Below are 18,724 nucleotides of genomic sequence, written 5' to 3'. Positions count from 1 at the left end.
TTCTTTTACTATCACATAGTAAGTTTTATTAGGTGCTAAAGCATAAGGTCCTGCAGGGGTGATAGTTGTAGCATCTTGTCCTACTCCTGGCATTACTGCTGTACCTGTATGTACTACAGTACCTGCTGTTAAACCTGGTTGTCTTTCATATATCGTCCAATTAAGAGTTGCTCCCGTGCTAGCACTTGTATAAGAAGCGCTACGGTGGATCTTAATGGTTGCCTGACTGCTACTTGCTCCGTTACAAGCTGGATTGGCTATCAATGTTGCCGTCATCGCTGGTGTGGCTACATTAGCATAGATATCTTGCGTGTACTCGGTTTCACAACCAATATTATCTTTTACTCCAAAGGTGTAAGTACGTCCTACTACCAAGCCCGTAAAACACATACGTACGTGAATTTGCTGGTGTAGGTGTTAGATAAGCTCCGCCATTTACATTGAATAGGAATGGAGCTGCTCCTACTCCCGTAGGTACTGTTACCGTTGCTGTGAGTATTGTGTACCTGCCACTGTACAGTTATAAGTAAATTTATCTATATTCGTAGTTACACTTAATGTCGCTAATGGTTTAGGTACTATATAAGCACTCGCGGCTGTAATACATACATCAGCACCTGCAAGGGTTTGACGTGTGGCGAAACGAACTTGTAATGTAGTACCTGGTTTGGTGTTGTACACACCTGCTGAGACAGCTGGCGCATCGTAAGGGTTCGATGGCATTGGATGCCAGCTAGCTCCATTATCAAAGCTATAGTATACATTGTTACCGCTTGCTCGATAAGCATTCCAAGTCTCAGTGGTCATACTCAAAGTGAGTGTTGCTGCGCTTCCTGCTGTTAAACATCCACCGCCATTAGTTGATACACTGATGCTCGCTGTAAGTGCTGGCATATCGGCTAAGGTGATGCTTTGGGTTGTGCTACAGCCGTATTTATCAGTTAATGTTACTGAGTAAACGCCTGCCGCTACATTGGTAATCGTATAGCTACTACCTGCAATACCTGTGTAGTTGGCTATCACTGGTGTGCCTGCTTTACCATAACTTACCTTGAAGTTGCCATCGCCTTTGATATTACCCAATACGATCTTACCAGTTGCTGAACCTTGACAAGTAGGCGTTACTGTCGCCGCTGTAAAGGCTACATTGTCCGCTTTCTTCACCACTACTTGGTGGGTTTTCACACAAGCTGCTGAACGTACATATACTATCCAAGTCTCTGATGCTGCCGTAAAATTAGGTACATCAAAGCTTCTTGCTGTACTGCTGTATTCACTATCAGTAGGGGCTGGATCGCCTTGTTTCTTATAAGCGTATTCTATCGTGCCATTACCGCCTGATGCTGTTACTTCTATCTTACCTTTCTTACAACTTTGGTCTGTTACTTTCACTGTGCTGTTAAGTGATGGGTAAATACGCACCTGAGTGGCAGTACTACAACCATAACTATCCGTAACTGTAACACTATAGCTGCCTTGGGTAAGACCCGTAAAGGTGTGCGTAGTGGCGCCTGCTGCTAAACTTATAGCAGCATTGTTATTTAATTTTACTTTATAACCTCCGTTACCTTGAGTGATTTTTACGGCTATCTCTCCATTGTTGTTGTTTGAATAACAAGTGGTTGCCGAAGTGGTAAAGGCTACAGTGGTAGGGGTTGTTACCGTAAAGATTCCTGTGAGCTGTACGTTACAACCATTCTTATCTACCACTCTAAAGGTAGGCGTACCTGGTGCTACTCCCGTAAAGACATTGCTTGTTTGGGTAGTTACATTGCTGCCTACTTGATAGATATAGGTATATGGTGGCGTACCTCCGCCCGCTGTAAGCGTTACTCGTGCTTTGGTGTTGTTTGAACACATCGCTGGCTCGCTAATAGTTGCTGTGAGGGTAAGCTGATCAGGCTCGGTGATGGTTACCGTACGAACTATTCCACAAGTACGGTTCGAAAACTTGATGGTATTAACTCCTGGTCTAAGACCATCTACCTCGAAGGTTGGCGCGGTAATCTCGGTGGTATAACCTGCTCCTGAACGTAGCGCTCCATTTACCTCGGTAATGCGATAACCCGCACCTCCTAAGTTCTCCATCTTGAAGGTTACCTTACCGGTTTGTGCTCCCTTACAAGTAGCGTGTGTGATGCTCACTACACTGGCTTTGAATTCTTTGCCTGATGGAACTACTACTTGTTTGGTGATCTCTTGCTCGCAAGATTTTGCTTCTTGGTAAACAATTATATCATCTATAGCAAAATCGTTACCTCCTGCTCCTACTGTTAAATTTCTAAATTCTATTCGGAAAGAGGTTGCAGCGCCTGGATTTAACTCTCCTGAGAATTCTTGCCAATCTAAATCGTGTTGGTTATCGCGAAGAATTCCTGATGTTGTTCTTGCTAATATATTATTGCTAGCATCTACTAAACTTACTTGTATATTAGGTCGTATGATAGGACTATGGCATTCTGCTTTCTCTAAACTATACAAATATACTTTAAATTTAACTGGCTGATTAGGCACTACATCTTGTACCTCTTTGTAATAGAAACGTGTACCGCCTGGTGCTACTACTCCATTATTCATTACAAAGAATCTTCCTTGTGCATCTGTTCCATTGCTTGTATGGTCTTTTGGCATTCTCCAACACCAACCTGGACAAGGATATGCGCCTGCTTGATTGGCAATTGCATAAGTTCCTTCCTCTAAACAGCCTGTAAGTTTACAAGTCCAATTTGATGGTACTATTGACGCTAAACAAGTTGTAGGACCTGAACCAAAACTTTCTTCTATCAATATACTTGAAGCTGGAAGATTGGTATCTTTATATTTGATTGTTACTGTATAACTACCTGGGGTTAAGCCTGTAATGGTAGCGGTTGTACCCGTAGCGGTTTTGCCACCTATCTCATACGTATAATCGTAAGTGGTAGGAGTACCCGTAAAGCGTACTGTTGCCTTACCATCACAATCATAACTTGTTATTGTGTAAGTGGTTCCTGTAGGCTCTGATATTCTCGCTGTTACCGTTACTGTCATTCCTAACTCACATCCATTGGCATCTTTTATATATACCCTATGGGTACCTGCTGGCAACCAAGCTACTTTGCTGCTGCCATAATTTCCATCAAACTTGTATTGATATGGTGGAGTACCTCCACTTGGATTGGTAATGCGTACCTCTGCCTTATCTTTATTGGCTCCTGTTCCTCCACATCCTATAAGTTGTGATACTCCTGCAAAAGCTTGCAATGGATTTGATGGCTGTGCTATAGTAGCATTTTTAGTGGTTTCGCAATTGTTCGCATCTACTACTTTTATAGCGTATGTTTTTGCTGACAAGTTGTTGAAAACTAATTGGCTGCCTTTAGCTACTCCGTCTAAAAATACTTTATAAGGCGCTTTGCCTCCTGATATTGTTAAGGATATAGTTCCATTATTAGCTCCATAACAACCTACTGTGGTTGTACTTACTGTTACTGTTGGCGCTACTGCAGATGTTAATGTAGCACTGCCTGTAACTATACAACCTTTGCTATCGGTTATTTCGATAGTATAGACTCCTGCTGTTGCTGTTTTATAGGTAGCTGTATTGTTGGCAGGGACATTCTGAGCGGTTTGTATTACCGTTCCACCTGCATTTTTAACAACAAATTTATAAGGCGGATAACCATCTTTTACCTTAAGGGTAATCTCTCCTTGGTTAGCTGGGGCTGCGTTACAAGAGATGTCTTTTGAAATAACTGCACCCGTACCATCTATTGAAAGTGGTTTTTTGATCTCTACTGTATAACTACCCTCACAACCAAAATTGTCGATTACGGTAAAGGTATGAGTACCTATGCCTAAATTATTAAACACGTGTGTATTTGAACGGGTATACCCCACAATAGAACCATTATGTTTAAGGGTATAAGGTTCAGCATTTGTATCAAAACTTGGAGAGAAAGGTCCAGTACCTCCACGAGTGATTTGGATTTCAACCTTTCCATTACCTGTAGTAGCGTTACAGAAATTGTTGTTTGCTACATTGGTAGTACCTGTTACCACCATTGTTTTAGGTGGGTATATGGTGAAATTTTGTTGATATTTACAACCATTGGCATCGGTTGCAACAAAACTATAGGCACCTGTTTGGGTAAAGGTAGCTGAGAAATAAGTACTAGTGCCAGAAGCTACTCCTGCTGAAATAGTGCTGACCGTTTGGGTACCTTTTAGAATTTCGAGGGTAATAGGACGTGTACCTCCTGTTACATAAATAGAATTCATCACAGCTCTTGCAGGATTACAACCCAAAGTAAGGTCTGTTTGATAGCCAGATCCAGTTATCTTAACTGTAGGGCTTATCGTAAAAGTACGAGTGATTTCACAGTTAGGGTTGTTTTGTTCTGCACGTATCTTAACAGTGTTTGTGCTATTCTCTGGAATGTTTGTCCATTTAAATGGATTACCTGTAGTAGGAACAAAAGCTCCAGCATTTTTACTTACGTAATAGGTAGTAGGAGCATTTTTGAGCGTAATTTCATAAGCACCTACACGACCATTATTACAAGTAGGTTGTGTAATCTTTTCGGAATTAGGGTCGGCACCAAAGGCTTTGCCATTGGCTACATTTACTGTAAGGGTATGAGTAAAGCCACAAGCCTCAGGTTCTTGGTAGAGATAGATATCATCCATAGCCAAGTCGTTACCACTAGTTACCAAACTATGCGAACGAATTACTGCTATGAGCTCAGTATTGTTACCAGGGTTAAGCGGACGCTCAAATACTGTCCAATCTTTACGATCTTTAGCTCCTCTAATGCGTGGATTGATACGTACTGAAACAAGTGGTGTATTATTATTGATAGCTGCTTGATTGGCATACAATTCTATAGATAGGTCAGGGGCACCTGATGGATAACGTGAATCATTAAAACCTAATAAGTTCATCAGGGCTACTGAGAATTTGATTTCTTTATTAGGAATAATGTCCTTCATAGGACGTTGATAAAGAATTGCTCCTTCGTGACCTAATACATTACCAATGTTCACAAAGAACATACGACCTTGAGGTAAGCCTGAGTGGTCTATAGGTGCCCACCAAGCAGGGTTATTAGGATTTAAGGCTTGTGATACTACATACTCACCATCGGCAAGATTAGTATTTTCACGGTTAAAACCTGACCAAGGAATACCATAACCATTTTTAGGCATAGAACCATCTTGTAACTCTAAATAGTAAGCCTTGTTGATATACTCATTACCTCCATTACGACCTGTACCAAAGTCTTCTAAGAAGAGTACATTTTTGCTCGGTGGATTAGCATCAGCATACTTAATAGTAATAGTATGAGTACCTGGTGGAAGGTTTCGGAGAGTTTTGGAAGAAGTAGCTACGCCATCAACTATATAAGTATAGGTGTAAGTACTTTTGTTGCTATCAATAGTAACTGTACCACGTCCTTGACAATCATAAGTAATTGTAGAAGGAGTGAAAATAGGTTCTGTAATTTTATTAGGTACTATTACTTTGAGGTTTGTACGAGCACAACCTGCGGCATCGCGTACTGATAGGTTATAAGAACCTGGGGCTAACCAACGAGTTGTTTCGGTAGCTGTCCAACCACGACCATCACCGAAGTTATACTCGTAAGGAAGTTGCCCTCCTTGTATGTTAGAGAAACGTACTAAGGCTTTATCTTCATTAACTCCTGTACCACAACCTACTAATTTTTCTACTCCCGCTGAAGCGATGAGGTTACCCGCTGTAGCTGTACGCATTGTACGAGTAGAATTTATTGTACAAGAGGCTTCAGTACCAAACTTATAACGCAAAGTAGGAGTATAAGTCTTACCAGGGATAAGGTTAGTAAACTCACGACCTGATTGGAAATTATTACCATCTATACTATATTCATAAGTATAGCTCACTGTACTTTGAGGTTCGCTGAAGGTAATTTTAGCACTTGCTCCACAATCGGCGAGAGCATCGGTGATAGTGAAGGTAGGAGCTGGGAGGGTTTGTATAGCTACCGAAGCCTGAGCGCTACAATTATTTTGGTCTACGACTGTAAAGCTATAAGTACCTGGGGTAGTTACTGTAAAATCGTAGTAATTACCCAAGAAATTATTGTAATAAGTTACTCCGTCTTGTGTAAACTGATAGGTACGTCCTTTAGTACCACCACTTGCTGTTACCCGTATTTTCCCTGTACCACACATTATAGGAGAGAGTACTGTAGCAGTAGCTTTAAGTTCGGCTAATTTGCTAATCTCTACTGTTTCAGTAATATTACAACCATAAGCATTTTCTAAACTTACACGATATCTACCAGCATCAAAATAATTGGTAAGTTCTACAACTGTAACAGGAAGCGCTGCTCCATTTACGTCTTTTCTATAGATTTCACCGACAACATTCTCTTTACGTATTACAAAACTATAAGGTTTGTAAGGTGCATCAGTAAGTTCTATACGCATACCTCCTTTATTATTGGCACAAGCCATAGGAGTAACTGTTACTTTAAGTTTAGGCTCACGTTTTTTTACAAAGATACTTTCGGTCTCAAAAACACAAGGTACAGAAGTAGTTTTTGTGACTGTTTGTTTGATAAGCACTTTATAAGTACCCTCGTTATTGATTGGAAAATTTGGAGAGTTTTGATAATTTGTAATGGTAGTTGTACCTTGTAGTAGCGCATATTGATAACCAGTAGCTGGCACATCTTTAATTGTAATGCTACCTGGAGTAGTACAGATAATATCTGTTTTTTCGGCTTTAGGAGCCAACTCGTTTTTAGTAATTCTGAAGTAATAATACACCACACAATTACCAGCACCATTGCCATAAGTTACTACCAAACGATAATCACCTTCTTGAGAGAGAGAGCGATTGGTAGTTGTACCATTATCGCTATATACATCCGTCCAATTACAAGCATAAAGTTCTAAGCTTGGAGGACAATCACTTGTTCTATTTTTTTCATTAGTATTACAATTGGCTTTTTTCTGCCATACATAACTTTTGGCATTTGCCATAGTAATTTTGAAAGTTGCTGAAGCACCTTTTCCACACAAATACACTTGAGGATAATACTGCCCTGTATCTGGACAAGTATAGAGTTCCCCATTGACTTGTCTGTTTTCAATCATTTTATAGATAGGGTGATCACCTTCGGTAGGGTTAGGTTTCACCTCATAGATTTCGTACATTGTAGCACATCCCGTTTTTGTTTTGGTTACTTTATACGTACCAGCTTCTGAAACGGTAAGAGAACGATCGGTTCCTCTTTGTCCTGTATTAGCTCCTGCTGTTTTTTCCCACTTATAGCTATCAAAGCCATCGGTAGCAGTAAGTACTGTACTAGCTTGACAGAGAGTAACTGTTTCTTTATAGGCACAATTAGTAAAATCAGTATTTACGGTAAAGCGAGAAGGTCCCTCAGTGCCTGAGTTACAAGATCCAAATTTAGGGAAGCTATTTGTTTTATAACCATTAGCTAAAGGGTTTTCAACTCCATTATAGGAAGCAGAGACACTATTTTCAATCACATTGGCACAAGGATCGCGCCAATCGTTACAATCTTTAGCTACCTCTACTCCAAAGGATATTTCTTTTAATGCACTATTTTTCGTTACTAATTTATCAGGTATAGTAAATTTTAGTTCACGAGTAGTTTGATTATAAGTATGGGTAATATCAGACCCTGTAGGCACATCAACATTCAATACTTTATTTTGTAAACTTTTAGGGAGTATATCGGTAATTACCAAATTTTTAGCATTGTCATTGCCTATATTTTGAAAACGGATTTTATAGCGAAGAGAAGAACCAAAAGCAATATTAGTATCATCTGTTACATCTTTGCCTGCTGCATTGAAGACACGTTTTTCCATTACAATATGGGGAGCGATTACCTCCACATTGAAAGCAAAGAAGAATGGGTAATAAGCATCTCCTGTAGAATAAGGACGGATAATGGCTGAGGTAGCATTATTATTTAAAATATCTTTAGCATTATTAGGTAAATTAAAAATACCAATATCAAATCCAAGCAAATTTGTAGAAGCAGGGTCTCTATCAAGATTTGCACCACCTTCATCAGTTACCTTACTATTAAAGAAATTATCACCATCACGAGCAGGTACAGAAGTAAGTTTTTTACCATTGATCCATAATTGGTCACCTTCAATACCTAATTCACCTTCTAAAGCAGCAAAACCAATTTTGGCTTTTACAGGACCTGTTGGTACAGTTTTGAAACCAGATATATTGATATTAGGAGATTTACCAGCACCTACCACTGAGAAACCATTGAAGAGAGAAATATTACGGCTCTCACGTGCAAGATCTTCATATACTATTACTAATGTCCAACCAGCAGCATAACCTACACCACTATTTTCAGTTCCGTGAGGAGCTTGGATATTTCCTACGGTGTAAGTACCTCCAATTCCTGAGAGTAAATTTGTTACTTCAGCACGATATACATAAGCTTTTTGGGCGTCTACACCTCCCCAAACAGAGCTCACAATATGACCACCATCATATATTACTGTTCCTACAAGATCGTGATAATTACCTGTACCTACTTTGAATTTTACATTTTTAAATTTCGATTTTTCTATTCTAGGACTTTTTTGATTGTTAATCCTTTCCTCAGTATAAGTTGAAGCCCAATATAAATAGGCTTTTACTACTTTTTTAGCACAAGTAGAAGAAGGTTCTTTTACATTAGCTGCACTTGAATTGAAAGTACTATTATCTCCATCTACATCTATATAGTTGAGCTCAATACGAGCATTATGCCCATGAGTACCTGTATAGGGAGCATTAGCAGGATAATTCCCTACATTTAATATAGAGTTACCTACCACTATCATATCACCTTTCACTGTTTGCTGAAAGAAAGGTGGATTAAATGATACATCTTGAGCTACTACAGCAAGAGTAGCTATAAAGAAAATTGCTAAGAAAACTAAAATCTTTTTCATAATGCTATGAATGTATTTCTTAAAAATGCTAATTACTGAGGATGAAACTTTGTGTGTAAAATTATACACTTAGGGTTTCACGCGCAAAAATAATATATTTATTTTAAAATCAAATAGGTTATACAAATAATTAACATCTTTTTAACAGTTGTAAAAAATATATTCTCTAGCTAACTTACACATCTATTGTATAAATAAGACAATTACAAAAGTTGCTCTTTTATCTTATATTAACAGTACAAGATGTGATAGCAGCTCCCAATCCCCTGAAGGGGGACAAGTTTATGCAATACGTGAAGTGTAAGGTTATAATCAGGTTATAGGAATTTATGAGATTTATAAAAAAGGTAGTTTGTTGTTTTTCAATGGTATGAATTTTGTACTTTTGCTTCATCAAAAAAATATTACTTTATGAAGAAAATAATTTTTATAGCATTACTATGCTGGACTGGAACTACTATAAACGCACAAAGTAGTGAAGAAGTACAAAAAGAACGTGCTGGTTATGAACAACCTTATCACCCTGAAGAAGATGGTGATATGCGTATCAATCAGTTGTTGAAACAAGCTAAAAAAGAAGGTAAAAAAGTTTTGGTACAAATTGGGGGTAACTGGTGTGTGTGGTGTTTGCGTTTCAATCATTTAGTAACTACTACCCCTGAACTAAAGCAAATTCTCAACAAAAAATATATCTATTATCACTTGAACTATTCACCTGAAAATAAGAATGAAAAAGCTTTTAAAAAGTATGGCAACCCTGGTGAACAATACGGTTATCCTGCTTTTTTAATCCTCAGTGCTAAAGGTGAAGTACTCTTCACTCAAAAAAGTGAAGATTTAGAAGACGGCAAAGGGTACGATCCTAAAAAAGTAAAGAAATTCCTACAAGGAAGGTTGTAAATCAGTTAATTTTGTTGATTTGCTAATTTTTCAATGATATTAATTACTTCTATAGCCTCACTGGCTGGTATAGGATTTTCTTTTTTTCCTATGAGAGCTTGATAGAAATCTTCGTAAAACTGCCAATAATTACCGTGTTGGGCTGTGGTGAGTGTGCGACTTTTAAGCGTATGCAAGATACCATTAGGCTCTTGAATATTTGGTAACCAAGGTGTAGGAGCAGGAATAGTTCCTGCTACTAAAGCAGCTTCTTGTCCGTCAAAACGCTGTTGCAAAAAACTGCCTTTAGTACCGTGTAACACATATTCCCATTGGCGTTCTAAAGCAAAAGTTGTAGATTTAAGACGTACACGCAACTGATTGTTATAGAAGCATATCACTTCAAAATAATCGTCGGTTTGGGTTCCTTTGCGAAGGTAGCCCAAATCGACGTATGTTTTTATAGGTTTTCCAAAAAGTTGCAAGGCTTGATCTATAAGATGTGCCCCTAAATCATAGAGTGCTCCTCCCCCACTCTCGGCAGTTTCTTTATGGGCTTTAGCACTGATACTATCACGGAAACGGTCGAAGCGTATTTCTACTTCTTTAAGTTCGCCTAATACACCGCTTTTTACTATTTCCTTTACTTTTAAGTAATCACCATCATAGCGACGATTTTGATAAACCGTGAGCAACTTTCCTTTTTCTTTAGCTAAAGTATTGAGGGCACGAGCTTCTTCAGCAGTTACTGTAAAAGGTTTTTCAACTAATAGGTGTTTTCCTGCCAAAAGGGCTTCTTGGGCATATTCATAATGGGTTTGTACGGGAGTATTGACAACTACCACATCTACCAAAGGGTCTTGTAGCATTTCGGTTACTGAATGATACAATTTGCTTTTGGGATATAATTCACGAGATTCCGAGCGATGGCGTTCTACCACTGCATAAAGGTTGAGATGAGGATGTTGATCGATAAAAGGAGCGTGAAACACACGTCCGCTCATTCCAAAACTACAAAGTGCTATATTCATTTTTTAGGTAACAAATAACAAGTAAGAGGTATCAAAATGTTAATCTTTAACTATTAATACTCCATAGATATTCTCAAAAAGCTCTTGCATTCTTTGATAATCACTTTGGCGAATAGCAAGGTGTAACTCACAATTTTCGGTAAGTAACTGCTGGGTGATATTGAGATTTTGCTCCTTTACTACGCGCATTACTTTGTTCATTAATGGATATTCAAAACGGATACGCAACTCTTCGGTAATGAGTTTTTCTTCAATTTCGGCTTCTTGCAGGGTAAGTTGGGCAGTAGTTTTATAGGCTTGTACTAATCCGCCGACACCTAACTTAATTCCTCCAAAATAACGCACCACTATGACTAGTATATTAGTGAGCTCAAAGGACTGAATTTGCCCGTAAATAGGTATACCTGCCGTGTTATTAGGCTCACCGTCATCGTTAGCACGATAGCGTTGGTTAGTACCATAACCTAATTGCCACGCATAACACCAATGTCGTGCTGAAAAATGAGCTTTTTTTACTTCTTCAAGATGCGCTTTTATCTCCTCTTCAGAGGTAACTGGAAAAGCATAGCCGAGAAATTTACTACTCTTCTCTTTAAAGATTACCTCTTGTACAGAGGAAGCTATAGTTTTATAAGTATCCATTATTCAGGTGCCAGGTGCCAGGTGTCAGGTATCAGGTTTCAGGGGTTATTGAAAGGTATATTTCACTGAAAGTCCTGTACGGATAGTGGTCATAGGGAAGGCTGTAGAAATAGCCGATTTAGAGAAATTGTATTGGAAATAATACGATGCCAAGAGGTTACGACTAAGGGCATACTCGGCGGTAAGGTTACCTAACCAAGAGGTTTGTCCTGCAGTTACTTGGTTGTTGAATATCTCCATATTACGTATTACGGTAAACTCATTGAGGTAAGAAAGCGTACCTTTGAGCACCAAATCACTCTTCAGCGTAGTGAGATTACCGTTCACTCGAGTTACAAAAGTCAAGTTTTTAAATCGATATCCTAATCCAAATTTATATTCTCGTTTGAGGATTTCGGTAAGATAATCATTGTCTAAACTGATAGAAATGGTGCGATCGCGGTTGAACTCTGCCAAGAGACTCATAGAGTTTTTAAGTTCCATATCGGCACGGATAAGCGGATTGAACTGCTCAGCAAGGGTAACCGTAGAATACAATTTCTCATTTAGAAAATCGCCTGCTACATTCGTTTTATTAGGATTTGCAGGTTCATATTCCAAATTGGTGCGGAACTCACTAAGTGAATAGCTCGCGCGATAGCCGTGTGCCAATGAGAAACGGCGGAAAGTATTTTTAATAAACTCAATACGCATCAAGCCTGTATAACGCACATTCCATTCAGGGATAGGAATATTTTTGAACGCATCAAGAGACACTCCACTGGCATTACCACCTGAATAAGCCGCAAAGAACGCTGGAATCATCACCGCCTGACTTTTTTTGCTGTATCCTATAGGATAACCCTCGGCATCTACTGATGAAGGATTCAAGCCGCGAGCCTCAGCTAAACGGCGCGCTACGGTGAGTCGGTTGTCTTTAAAACGTTCAAAGGCAGCTGAGTTGTATTCGTCTATTTTATTGAAAGCCGTTGCAATAAGGTTAGTAGAAATATTAAAACTACCTACCTGATTGCCTACTAATTTGTTGTATACAAAATTGCGCACCTCAAAGGTTTCGGTATAGTTTTCTGTAAATTGCCTATTAGCCTTTAAGTTGATTTGCAAATCGGGGATAGGTTGCAAATTAGCGGTGATCAAGAGTTGTTTTTCTTGTGATCTGATATATTGGTCGTTGAAATCAGCAAATTCAGTAAGCTGACCTCGTTTAGCCATTTCGTAACGCAAATCGGTTTGGTCGCCAAACATAAAGCCTGCCGAAGGTTTGAAAGTTCCTAAGAAACCTACTTGCTGAGTGTAACCTGGAATAGTGCGAGCATTAGTAACTGAATAGTTCACACCAGCGGTTTTAATCATCGTTAAAAGAGATTTACCTACGCTAGCCTTCTCACCTCTTGGAGTCGCTTTTACACCCAAATAGCGATACAGCTGATCGAAAGTAAGGTTCGCTGTAAAGTTATGGGTATTGCCATTTTGCAAGGTATTCACTTCTTGGCGAGCCAACTGCAAGAGAGTTTGTGATCCGCGTTGGTAATCAAAATCTCCTGAATATGTATAATTAGCACGGATAAACTCAAAGTAAGGGAACTTCGCAAAAGGCAACTCGTAATTCACTTGGAATTTAGAGAAGAAGTGATCAGGAGTTCCTAAATCCCAGAAGTTATTCCACAACGATACCTCTCTATCTACTCCTGATATATCACCATTGGCATCATACCTATAGTAATTGCGAATAATGCTATTATTAGTTGCATTGAAATTGAGGCGCAATGATTTGGTGAGATTGTAGTTAATCGCATATTGGTGATTCATTTGATAATTGCGTTGTTGCAATTCTGGCAAGGCACGTTGCTGACTTGCATTTACACCATCGAAATGCACATCGCGGAACAACTGTTTAGTAAACGAACGATTGACATCTGCTGTAAACATAATGCTTGTAGGCAAGATGTTCAGATTCATATCAGCCAACCACTGCCAATAACGTTTGCCTGCAAACTTGCTACTCTTTTTGAAAGGCTCTACTGTTGTAGGTTTAAAGGTATAGTTGTACATAAAGCCTGCACGCACTTGTTGTTCATCTTCATAACTAAGCTCATAATCACGGTGGTTTTTCTCATTATAAGCGTAGTTGAAAGTAAAGTTTTCGATATTATAGATGCGGTTCTTTTGTCCTTCAGCTAAGTTTTTCTTCACCCCAATAAGGTTGATACCGCGTCGCAAGGTATAATCTTCGGCTTGCCGTTTGATAATTTCTCGTTCATTTTCATTTTGAGCAACATCTAAGCGGTCTTTCAATCTGATATCTTGATAAACAGGATCATACTCTGGTGTTGAGAGCTTTTGAGAATGATTCAAGCCCACTGGTATTTGCATATTCCACTTAGGAGGCAAAAGTTTACCTGCATTGATATTCATCATCACATCGTACTCACGAGTACTTTCGAGTGCACGCTGGTTAGGCGCTTGATCTACAGCCCCAAAACCTACCGTGTGCATACGACCTGTAGCCGAGATATTCATCAGTTCAGAAGCGTTAGCATCTAATGAACCTACTGCTGCCCAACCTCCACGATTCTCCAATTCGGCAACACGAAGTTCATTGAACCAAAACTCTCCACTGAGGTCACGACCCGATGCGTTCTTTATCCCTAACATCACAGAACGCACACTACCAAGAGATGGATTTCCTTTGATGACATAGCGGTTTTGCCCTGCTACGTGAGGAGTAGTATAAGGATTAGTGATTACATTAAAATTATGATCATAATGTGTTTCATCACTTAATCCATTAGCACTCCTTAACTTGATAGCTTTCAGCTTGGTGAGTATCTCCATTGGGATATTCAGTTCGTTTTCTTTAGGCCATATCAGATAATCGGCACTTGCTCCTGCAGGAGTTACCTGTAAGGGGACTTCTATTTGGTAGTAGTTGTTATTGAAATCAGTACCTATTCGTATAAAAGCTACCGCCTGATTATCGGTTAAAGCATTGTTTTTATGGGCTTCAGCATGTACAAACATCTTGATATATTTGTATTGTCGCAAGTCAAAACGCAAGGCTTTATACACAGCACGGCTATCCTGATCTCTAAGATCGCGCACTATGTAGGACAAGGCTTGTTCATTCTGTTCCACCAAAGTATTATTGGTATTGATACGTTCGCGGTGTACCCCTGGTGGCATACGATAAGGAATAGGCTGACGATTTTCGTTCTCAATAAGGTTTACTGAGTTGATTTCAACAGTAGTAGCCGAAGTAACTCCTAAACTTTCATTAAGTGGATAGTTGTAGTAGCGCCAATCGCCGCGAATGAGATCGAGCGTACCGAAGCGCAAGAGCATCTCATTTTGGAAACCAGTGAGATACATACGCATATGCGTCATCGAATTGATGATATTGATTTGTTCAGTTTTAGAAACAGTACCCACAGGGAAGCTATAACCTTCACGCCATAGTGCACCACTAGCAATTGGTATTTTGTACTGTATCCATCGGGCAGATACTTGTTGTCCGTTAGGTGCTTCTATTGAAACTGTACGAATATCGTTTACATAAGGGTCGGAAGTAGTGATATTAGGGTGCATACGCACGCGATATTCAAGGTAATTATTGGCGGTATTCATCGTATAATCACCATTGATATCCTCATGATCAGGTATGGTTGTAGAACCTCTATTACTATCGGTATTATTTACGGGTGAGTTGCCCTGAGTACCATTATAGTTATAGTAACGATTGAGGATACCTCCGCTACGCGCCAAGAAATATTCGTAGTTATCCATTGCAGGGTCGTTAGGCGAAATAGCAAGGTTGTTCGTATAGATATTTCTTTCATCAGTATCTGTAAGTCCGTCAAGTCCTATATCTTGTAAACCGCGGTTAGAAGGATTCTCATCAAATGCATAAACTAATGATTGAGCGGCAGGGACTTTACCCCAAGAGGTTTGGTTAGTGCTAGCGGTAGACGAAAGTCCAGGTAAGCCATTTTCATATTGCTTGCGACCGTCTTTAAGAACGTCTTCAGAGATATTTCCTAAGTTAAAAACTAACTCTCCATTACCACTATATTCACCTGAATAATATGGATCCATTACCCAAAATTGCAAAAACTCTATATTGCTCTCTTGGAAATCTGAATAACTCATACCGCGCATAATACCTCCCCATTTATTTTCGGTATTGAAAGAAGGGCTGTTGTTATAAGGTCCTTTTACATTAGGATAGTAAGCCAAATCCAGCGTAGTTTGGACTAAAGATTGCCCTTGTGCTAATTGCTGTTGAGGGAAGATTTCTTCTACAAAAATACGACGGGTACTATTTTTAGAAATTTCGTTGCTATTTACATCTGAAGGTTTTTGAGCAGAATAGAACACGGGGTCAATAGTATACCAAGCCAATTTAGCACGACCAAAACTATTGCGCAAGTTATCAGTATCGGTAGGACTGCTTCCGTAAAGAGTACGTGAAGCTGTTCCACCAGGACCAAACTCTAAAGGTGTACTTGCTAATTTCCAAGCCAGAGGTGAACGTATATCAATAGTGGCTTGAGCTGACTCAAAATCATCTAAATATACAGTTGTTTCGCCATCAAAATCATCGGCTTTAGGAGTACTTGCTCTCAAATAAGCAAACTCACCACGCAGTGAGAGATTAGAAGGAGCATCACTTTTGATAGTAGGGATACGATTTACCCAACGAGTAAGGAAAGGTAACTCAGTAGAATAAGTAGCTCCTACCCCAAAAATTGTATTATTCACACTCTCTTGTCCGTAGCTTGTTTTTTGAGTATAAGGTCGTTCGCGCAAGTTTACAATTGCTCCATTTACAACGAACTTATCATTAAATTTATGTTCCACATTCACACCCATATAGCGCGTGGTCTGTCCCCCAAAAATAAGGTTGTTCTCTACTGACACTTGTATGGGCAAATTAGAGGCTTCTAAACTCGCATTGATAATCTCCACTGTACCCGATTGGTAATCCACCAAATAATCAATACCCTCTACAAGTATACGTCCACCTGCCGTTACTACTACTGAGCCACGTGGTACATTGAAAGCCCCTAAGGATATGCCGCGACGTGAGGAGGCTTTGTAACGACCTTTCATCACAAATTTATTCTTATCGCCATCCATCTGGGCTTGCGATTTAGTGTTTTTATACAGCGAAGTATAAACGTATTTTTTCTGATTGCTGTTGTAAGAAAGAGGATCATCATAGTTAGCTCCACCTCCTAAAGTATTGTAGAGAAAACTACCAAAAGGTTCCACCTTGGTAAAGAAGATTTTACCGTATTGTTCATCGATAGTAATGCCAGGTAGGTAATCAAAGAAACCATCACCCCCTGGTTGAGGGTCGTTGTATTTGTTGAGGCGGTCGAAATTAAAAAGATTGAGCAAAATACGATCGTCTAAACTCGCAGGCCAACCTACATTATCCACCTTTTCTATATAGTTAATAGGCGACGGATTAGAATAAAATATATTCATACGAAAATCCTCTGCCGAAAGTCTTGCTGTCCCTACCGAATAAACGTTTTTCATCATCAAATCCCAAATAGGGTCATTCACGTTCAAACGATTGCTTTTGAGCATCTTCAATACTAAAAGATTATTGGTAATAGCATTGTTACCGCCACCATAAATCTGATTAGTAGTTGCCGAAATACCATCATTAGCAAACTCACCTACTTGATACACTTGGCTACCATAGGTATATTGGTAAGCTACTGCTAACACCTCATCACTGCTCAAAGCTGTAACAAGAGATATATAACCAAGTTTATTATCTACCTTATAATCAACTCCTTCTTCAAGTTTTCGTGCATTTTCAATGATAGCATAGTCATAACCTTGACTTACATACGAAGCATTTGTTCCAAAACCTTGTTGTACCGTTGCTACATCGCGAATTGCATTGGTAAGTACTGAATTAGATGTTCCTATTCGGGTAGGGTCGTATTTATTAGCAGCATTGGTAGGCATATTATTTGTAGTAGCATTGAAAAAGGTAGAACCTGCCTTATCTTTCAAACGGGTATTTACTTCTTTAGGTTCTCCTAAGTCTTGCAATGCCAAGATATTGCGAATATTACCCATACGGCTATTGCGGTTGGTAACCCATACCTCTAAACGAGTAATTTGTACTTTACTATTGATAAAAGGATAGTTCTCTAAGGCGCGATCGTAGTTATCACGGAAGAATTGTGCTAAGAAGAAGTTACGGTTTTCATCGTAGTCTAAAGCCGAAAATTCAAATTCGGTAATGGTACCACCACCTTGTGCGCTCACCGTTTTACGCTCAGATTTCTGTTCAGAGAATACCCCAGTAATAGTTGTACGCCCAAACTTCAGTTCTGTTTTCACCCCAAACAGACTCTGTGAACCAGTAATCAGTGAGTTAGACATCGGCATAGAGATGTTTCCTAACTCTACTTTCTGTACAATATCATCTTCATCGGGTGAGTACTCTAATTTGAAGACATTTTGAAAATCAAAAGATGCTTGAGTGTCATACTGCGCATTGAGTTTTAATCTTGTACCTATTTTTCCAGTAAGCCCCAAACTGATGCGCTGTTCAAAATCTAATCCCCACGAGCTTCGGTATCTCGGACTTACCACGGGATTGTCATTACGGGTATAGCGTACACCCAAGTCTACCCCTACACTTCCTTGAGGTGTGAGTTCTATATTACGCCCCCCAAAGATACTTTCAAAAAAATCGGAATTTACATACAATTCAGGCAACAAATTGCGTTGTGCCTTTTTTTTATCAATTGTACTTGTGCTTGTATCACCCAAAGTTGCGAGTTTCTCATCATAATACGCTTTCATACGCTCACGCAACACCAAGTTCTCATATTCCTTTACAGTGAGGAACATAGGTGTTTTAAGGTCGTATTTGCCAAGTTGTTCGGTATACACATAACGATCAAGTGTAGGGTTATATGTATACTGTTGTACAATACTTTTAGGCTGCTCTAACCCCACACGCCCAATGCCATTGCGCACGGTCGTCTCGGTTTGAGTACCTTCGGTAGTAGTGGGAGTTACTTGAGCTTGAGTTGTTAAAACACTGAAAAAGAGTAGTATGAATAGTGTATAAGTATATTTCATAATGGGAGATACATTATAGGAGAATATAAATCGGGGCAAAGATAAAAAACTATTGACAATTTCCAATTAATAATTAACATTTTTAACAA

6 protein-coding genes are annotated in these 18,724 nt (G+C 39.2%); 1 reads left to right on the top strand and 5 read right to left on the bottom strand.

Annotated features, from left to right (window positions below):
* Both DR017_RS12060 and DR017_RS12055 read right to left on the bottom strand, forming a co-directional pair.
* Positions 1-390: hypothetical protein (locus DR017_RS12060; RefSeq protein ID WP_146741542.1), on the bottom strand; the 390-nt coding region annotated here is incomplete at its 3' end.
* Between the two features lie 90 nt (positions 391-480).
* The gene (locus DR017_RS12055) at positions 481-8,967 is read right to left on the bottom strand and encodes a SprB repeat-containing protein (protein WP_111944747.1); all 8,487 of its coding nucleotides are present in this window, start codon (positions 8,965-8,967) and stop codon (positions 481-483) included.
* Between the two features lie 411 nt (positions 8,968-9,378).
* On the opposite strand from DR017_RS12055, the gene DR017_RS12050 reads away from it, so the two are divergent.
* A complete protein-coding gene (locus DR017_RS12050; RefSeq protein ID WP_002681012.1) occupies positions 9,379-9,867 on the top strand; it encodes a thioredoxin family protein in 489 nt (162 codons plus the stop codon).
* A 5-nt stretch (positions 9,868-9,872) separates the two neighbouring features.
* Here DR017_RS12050 and DR017_RS12045 read toward each other — a convergent pair whose 3' ends face one another.
* From DR017_RS12045 to sov, 3 genes are read right to left on the bottom strand one after another with little or no spacing between them, the layout of a single operon-like run.
* Positions 9,873-10,877, bottom strand: a complete 1,005-nt coding sequence (locus tag DR017_RS12045; RefSeq protein ID WP_002681024.1) for a Gfo/Idh/MocA family protein — start codon at positions 10,875-10,877, stop codon at positions 9,873-9,875.
* A gap of 39 nt (positions 10,878-10,916) precedes the next feature.
* A complete protein-coding gene (locus DR017_RS12040; RefSeq protein WP_002681052.1) occupies positions 10,917-11,519 on the bottom strand; it encodes an IMPACT family protein in 603 nt (200 codons plus the stop codon).
* Between the two features lie 45 nt (positions 11,520-11,564).
* Positions 11,565-18,635 carry a T9SS outer membrane translocon Sov/SprA gene (gene sov, locus DR017_RS12035; RefSeq protein WP_002681039.1) on the bottom strand — a complete coding sequence of 2,357 codons (7,071 nt, stop codon included), beginning with the start codon at positions 18,633-18,635 and terminating at the stop codon, positions 11,565-11,567.
* Positions 18,636-18,724 lie beyond the last annotated feature (89 nt).

Source organism: Capnocytophaga sputigena (genome assembly GCF_900446695.1).
In the GTDB taxonomy this organism is placed as follows: domain Bacteria; phylum Bacteroidota; class Bacteroidia; order Flavobacteriales; family Flavobacteriaceae; genus Capnocytophaga; species Capnocytophaga sputigena.
Note: the sequence above shows the minus strand (reverse complement) of the source record. Positions and strands in the feature narration are given on the sequence as shown.

Excerpts from the sequence above, each read along its gene's own strand:
- DR017_RS12050 (WP_002681012.1), top strand. The coding sequence starts at position 9,379 with ATGAAGAAAATAATTTTTATAGCATTACTATGCTGGACTGGAACTACT.
- sov (WP_002681039.1), bottom strand. The coding sequence starts at position 18,635 with ATGAAATATACTTATACACTATTCATACTACTCTTTTTCAGTGTTTTA.
- DR017_RS12040 (WP_002681052.1), bottom strand. The coding sequence starts at position 11,519 with ATGGATACTTATAAAACTATAGCTTCCTCTGTACAAGAGGTAATCTTT.
- DR017_RS12055 (WP_111944747.1), bottom strand. The coding sequence starts at position 8,967 with ATGAAAAAGATTTTAGTTTTCTTAGCAATTTTCTTTATAGCTACTCTT.
- DR017_RS12045 (WP_002681024.1), bottom strand. The coding sequence starts at position 10,877 with ATGAATATAGCACTTTGTAGTTTTGGAATGAGCGGACGTGTGTTTCAC.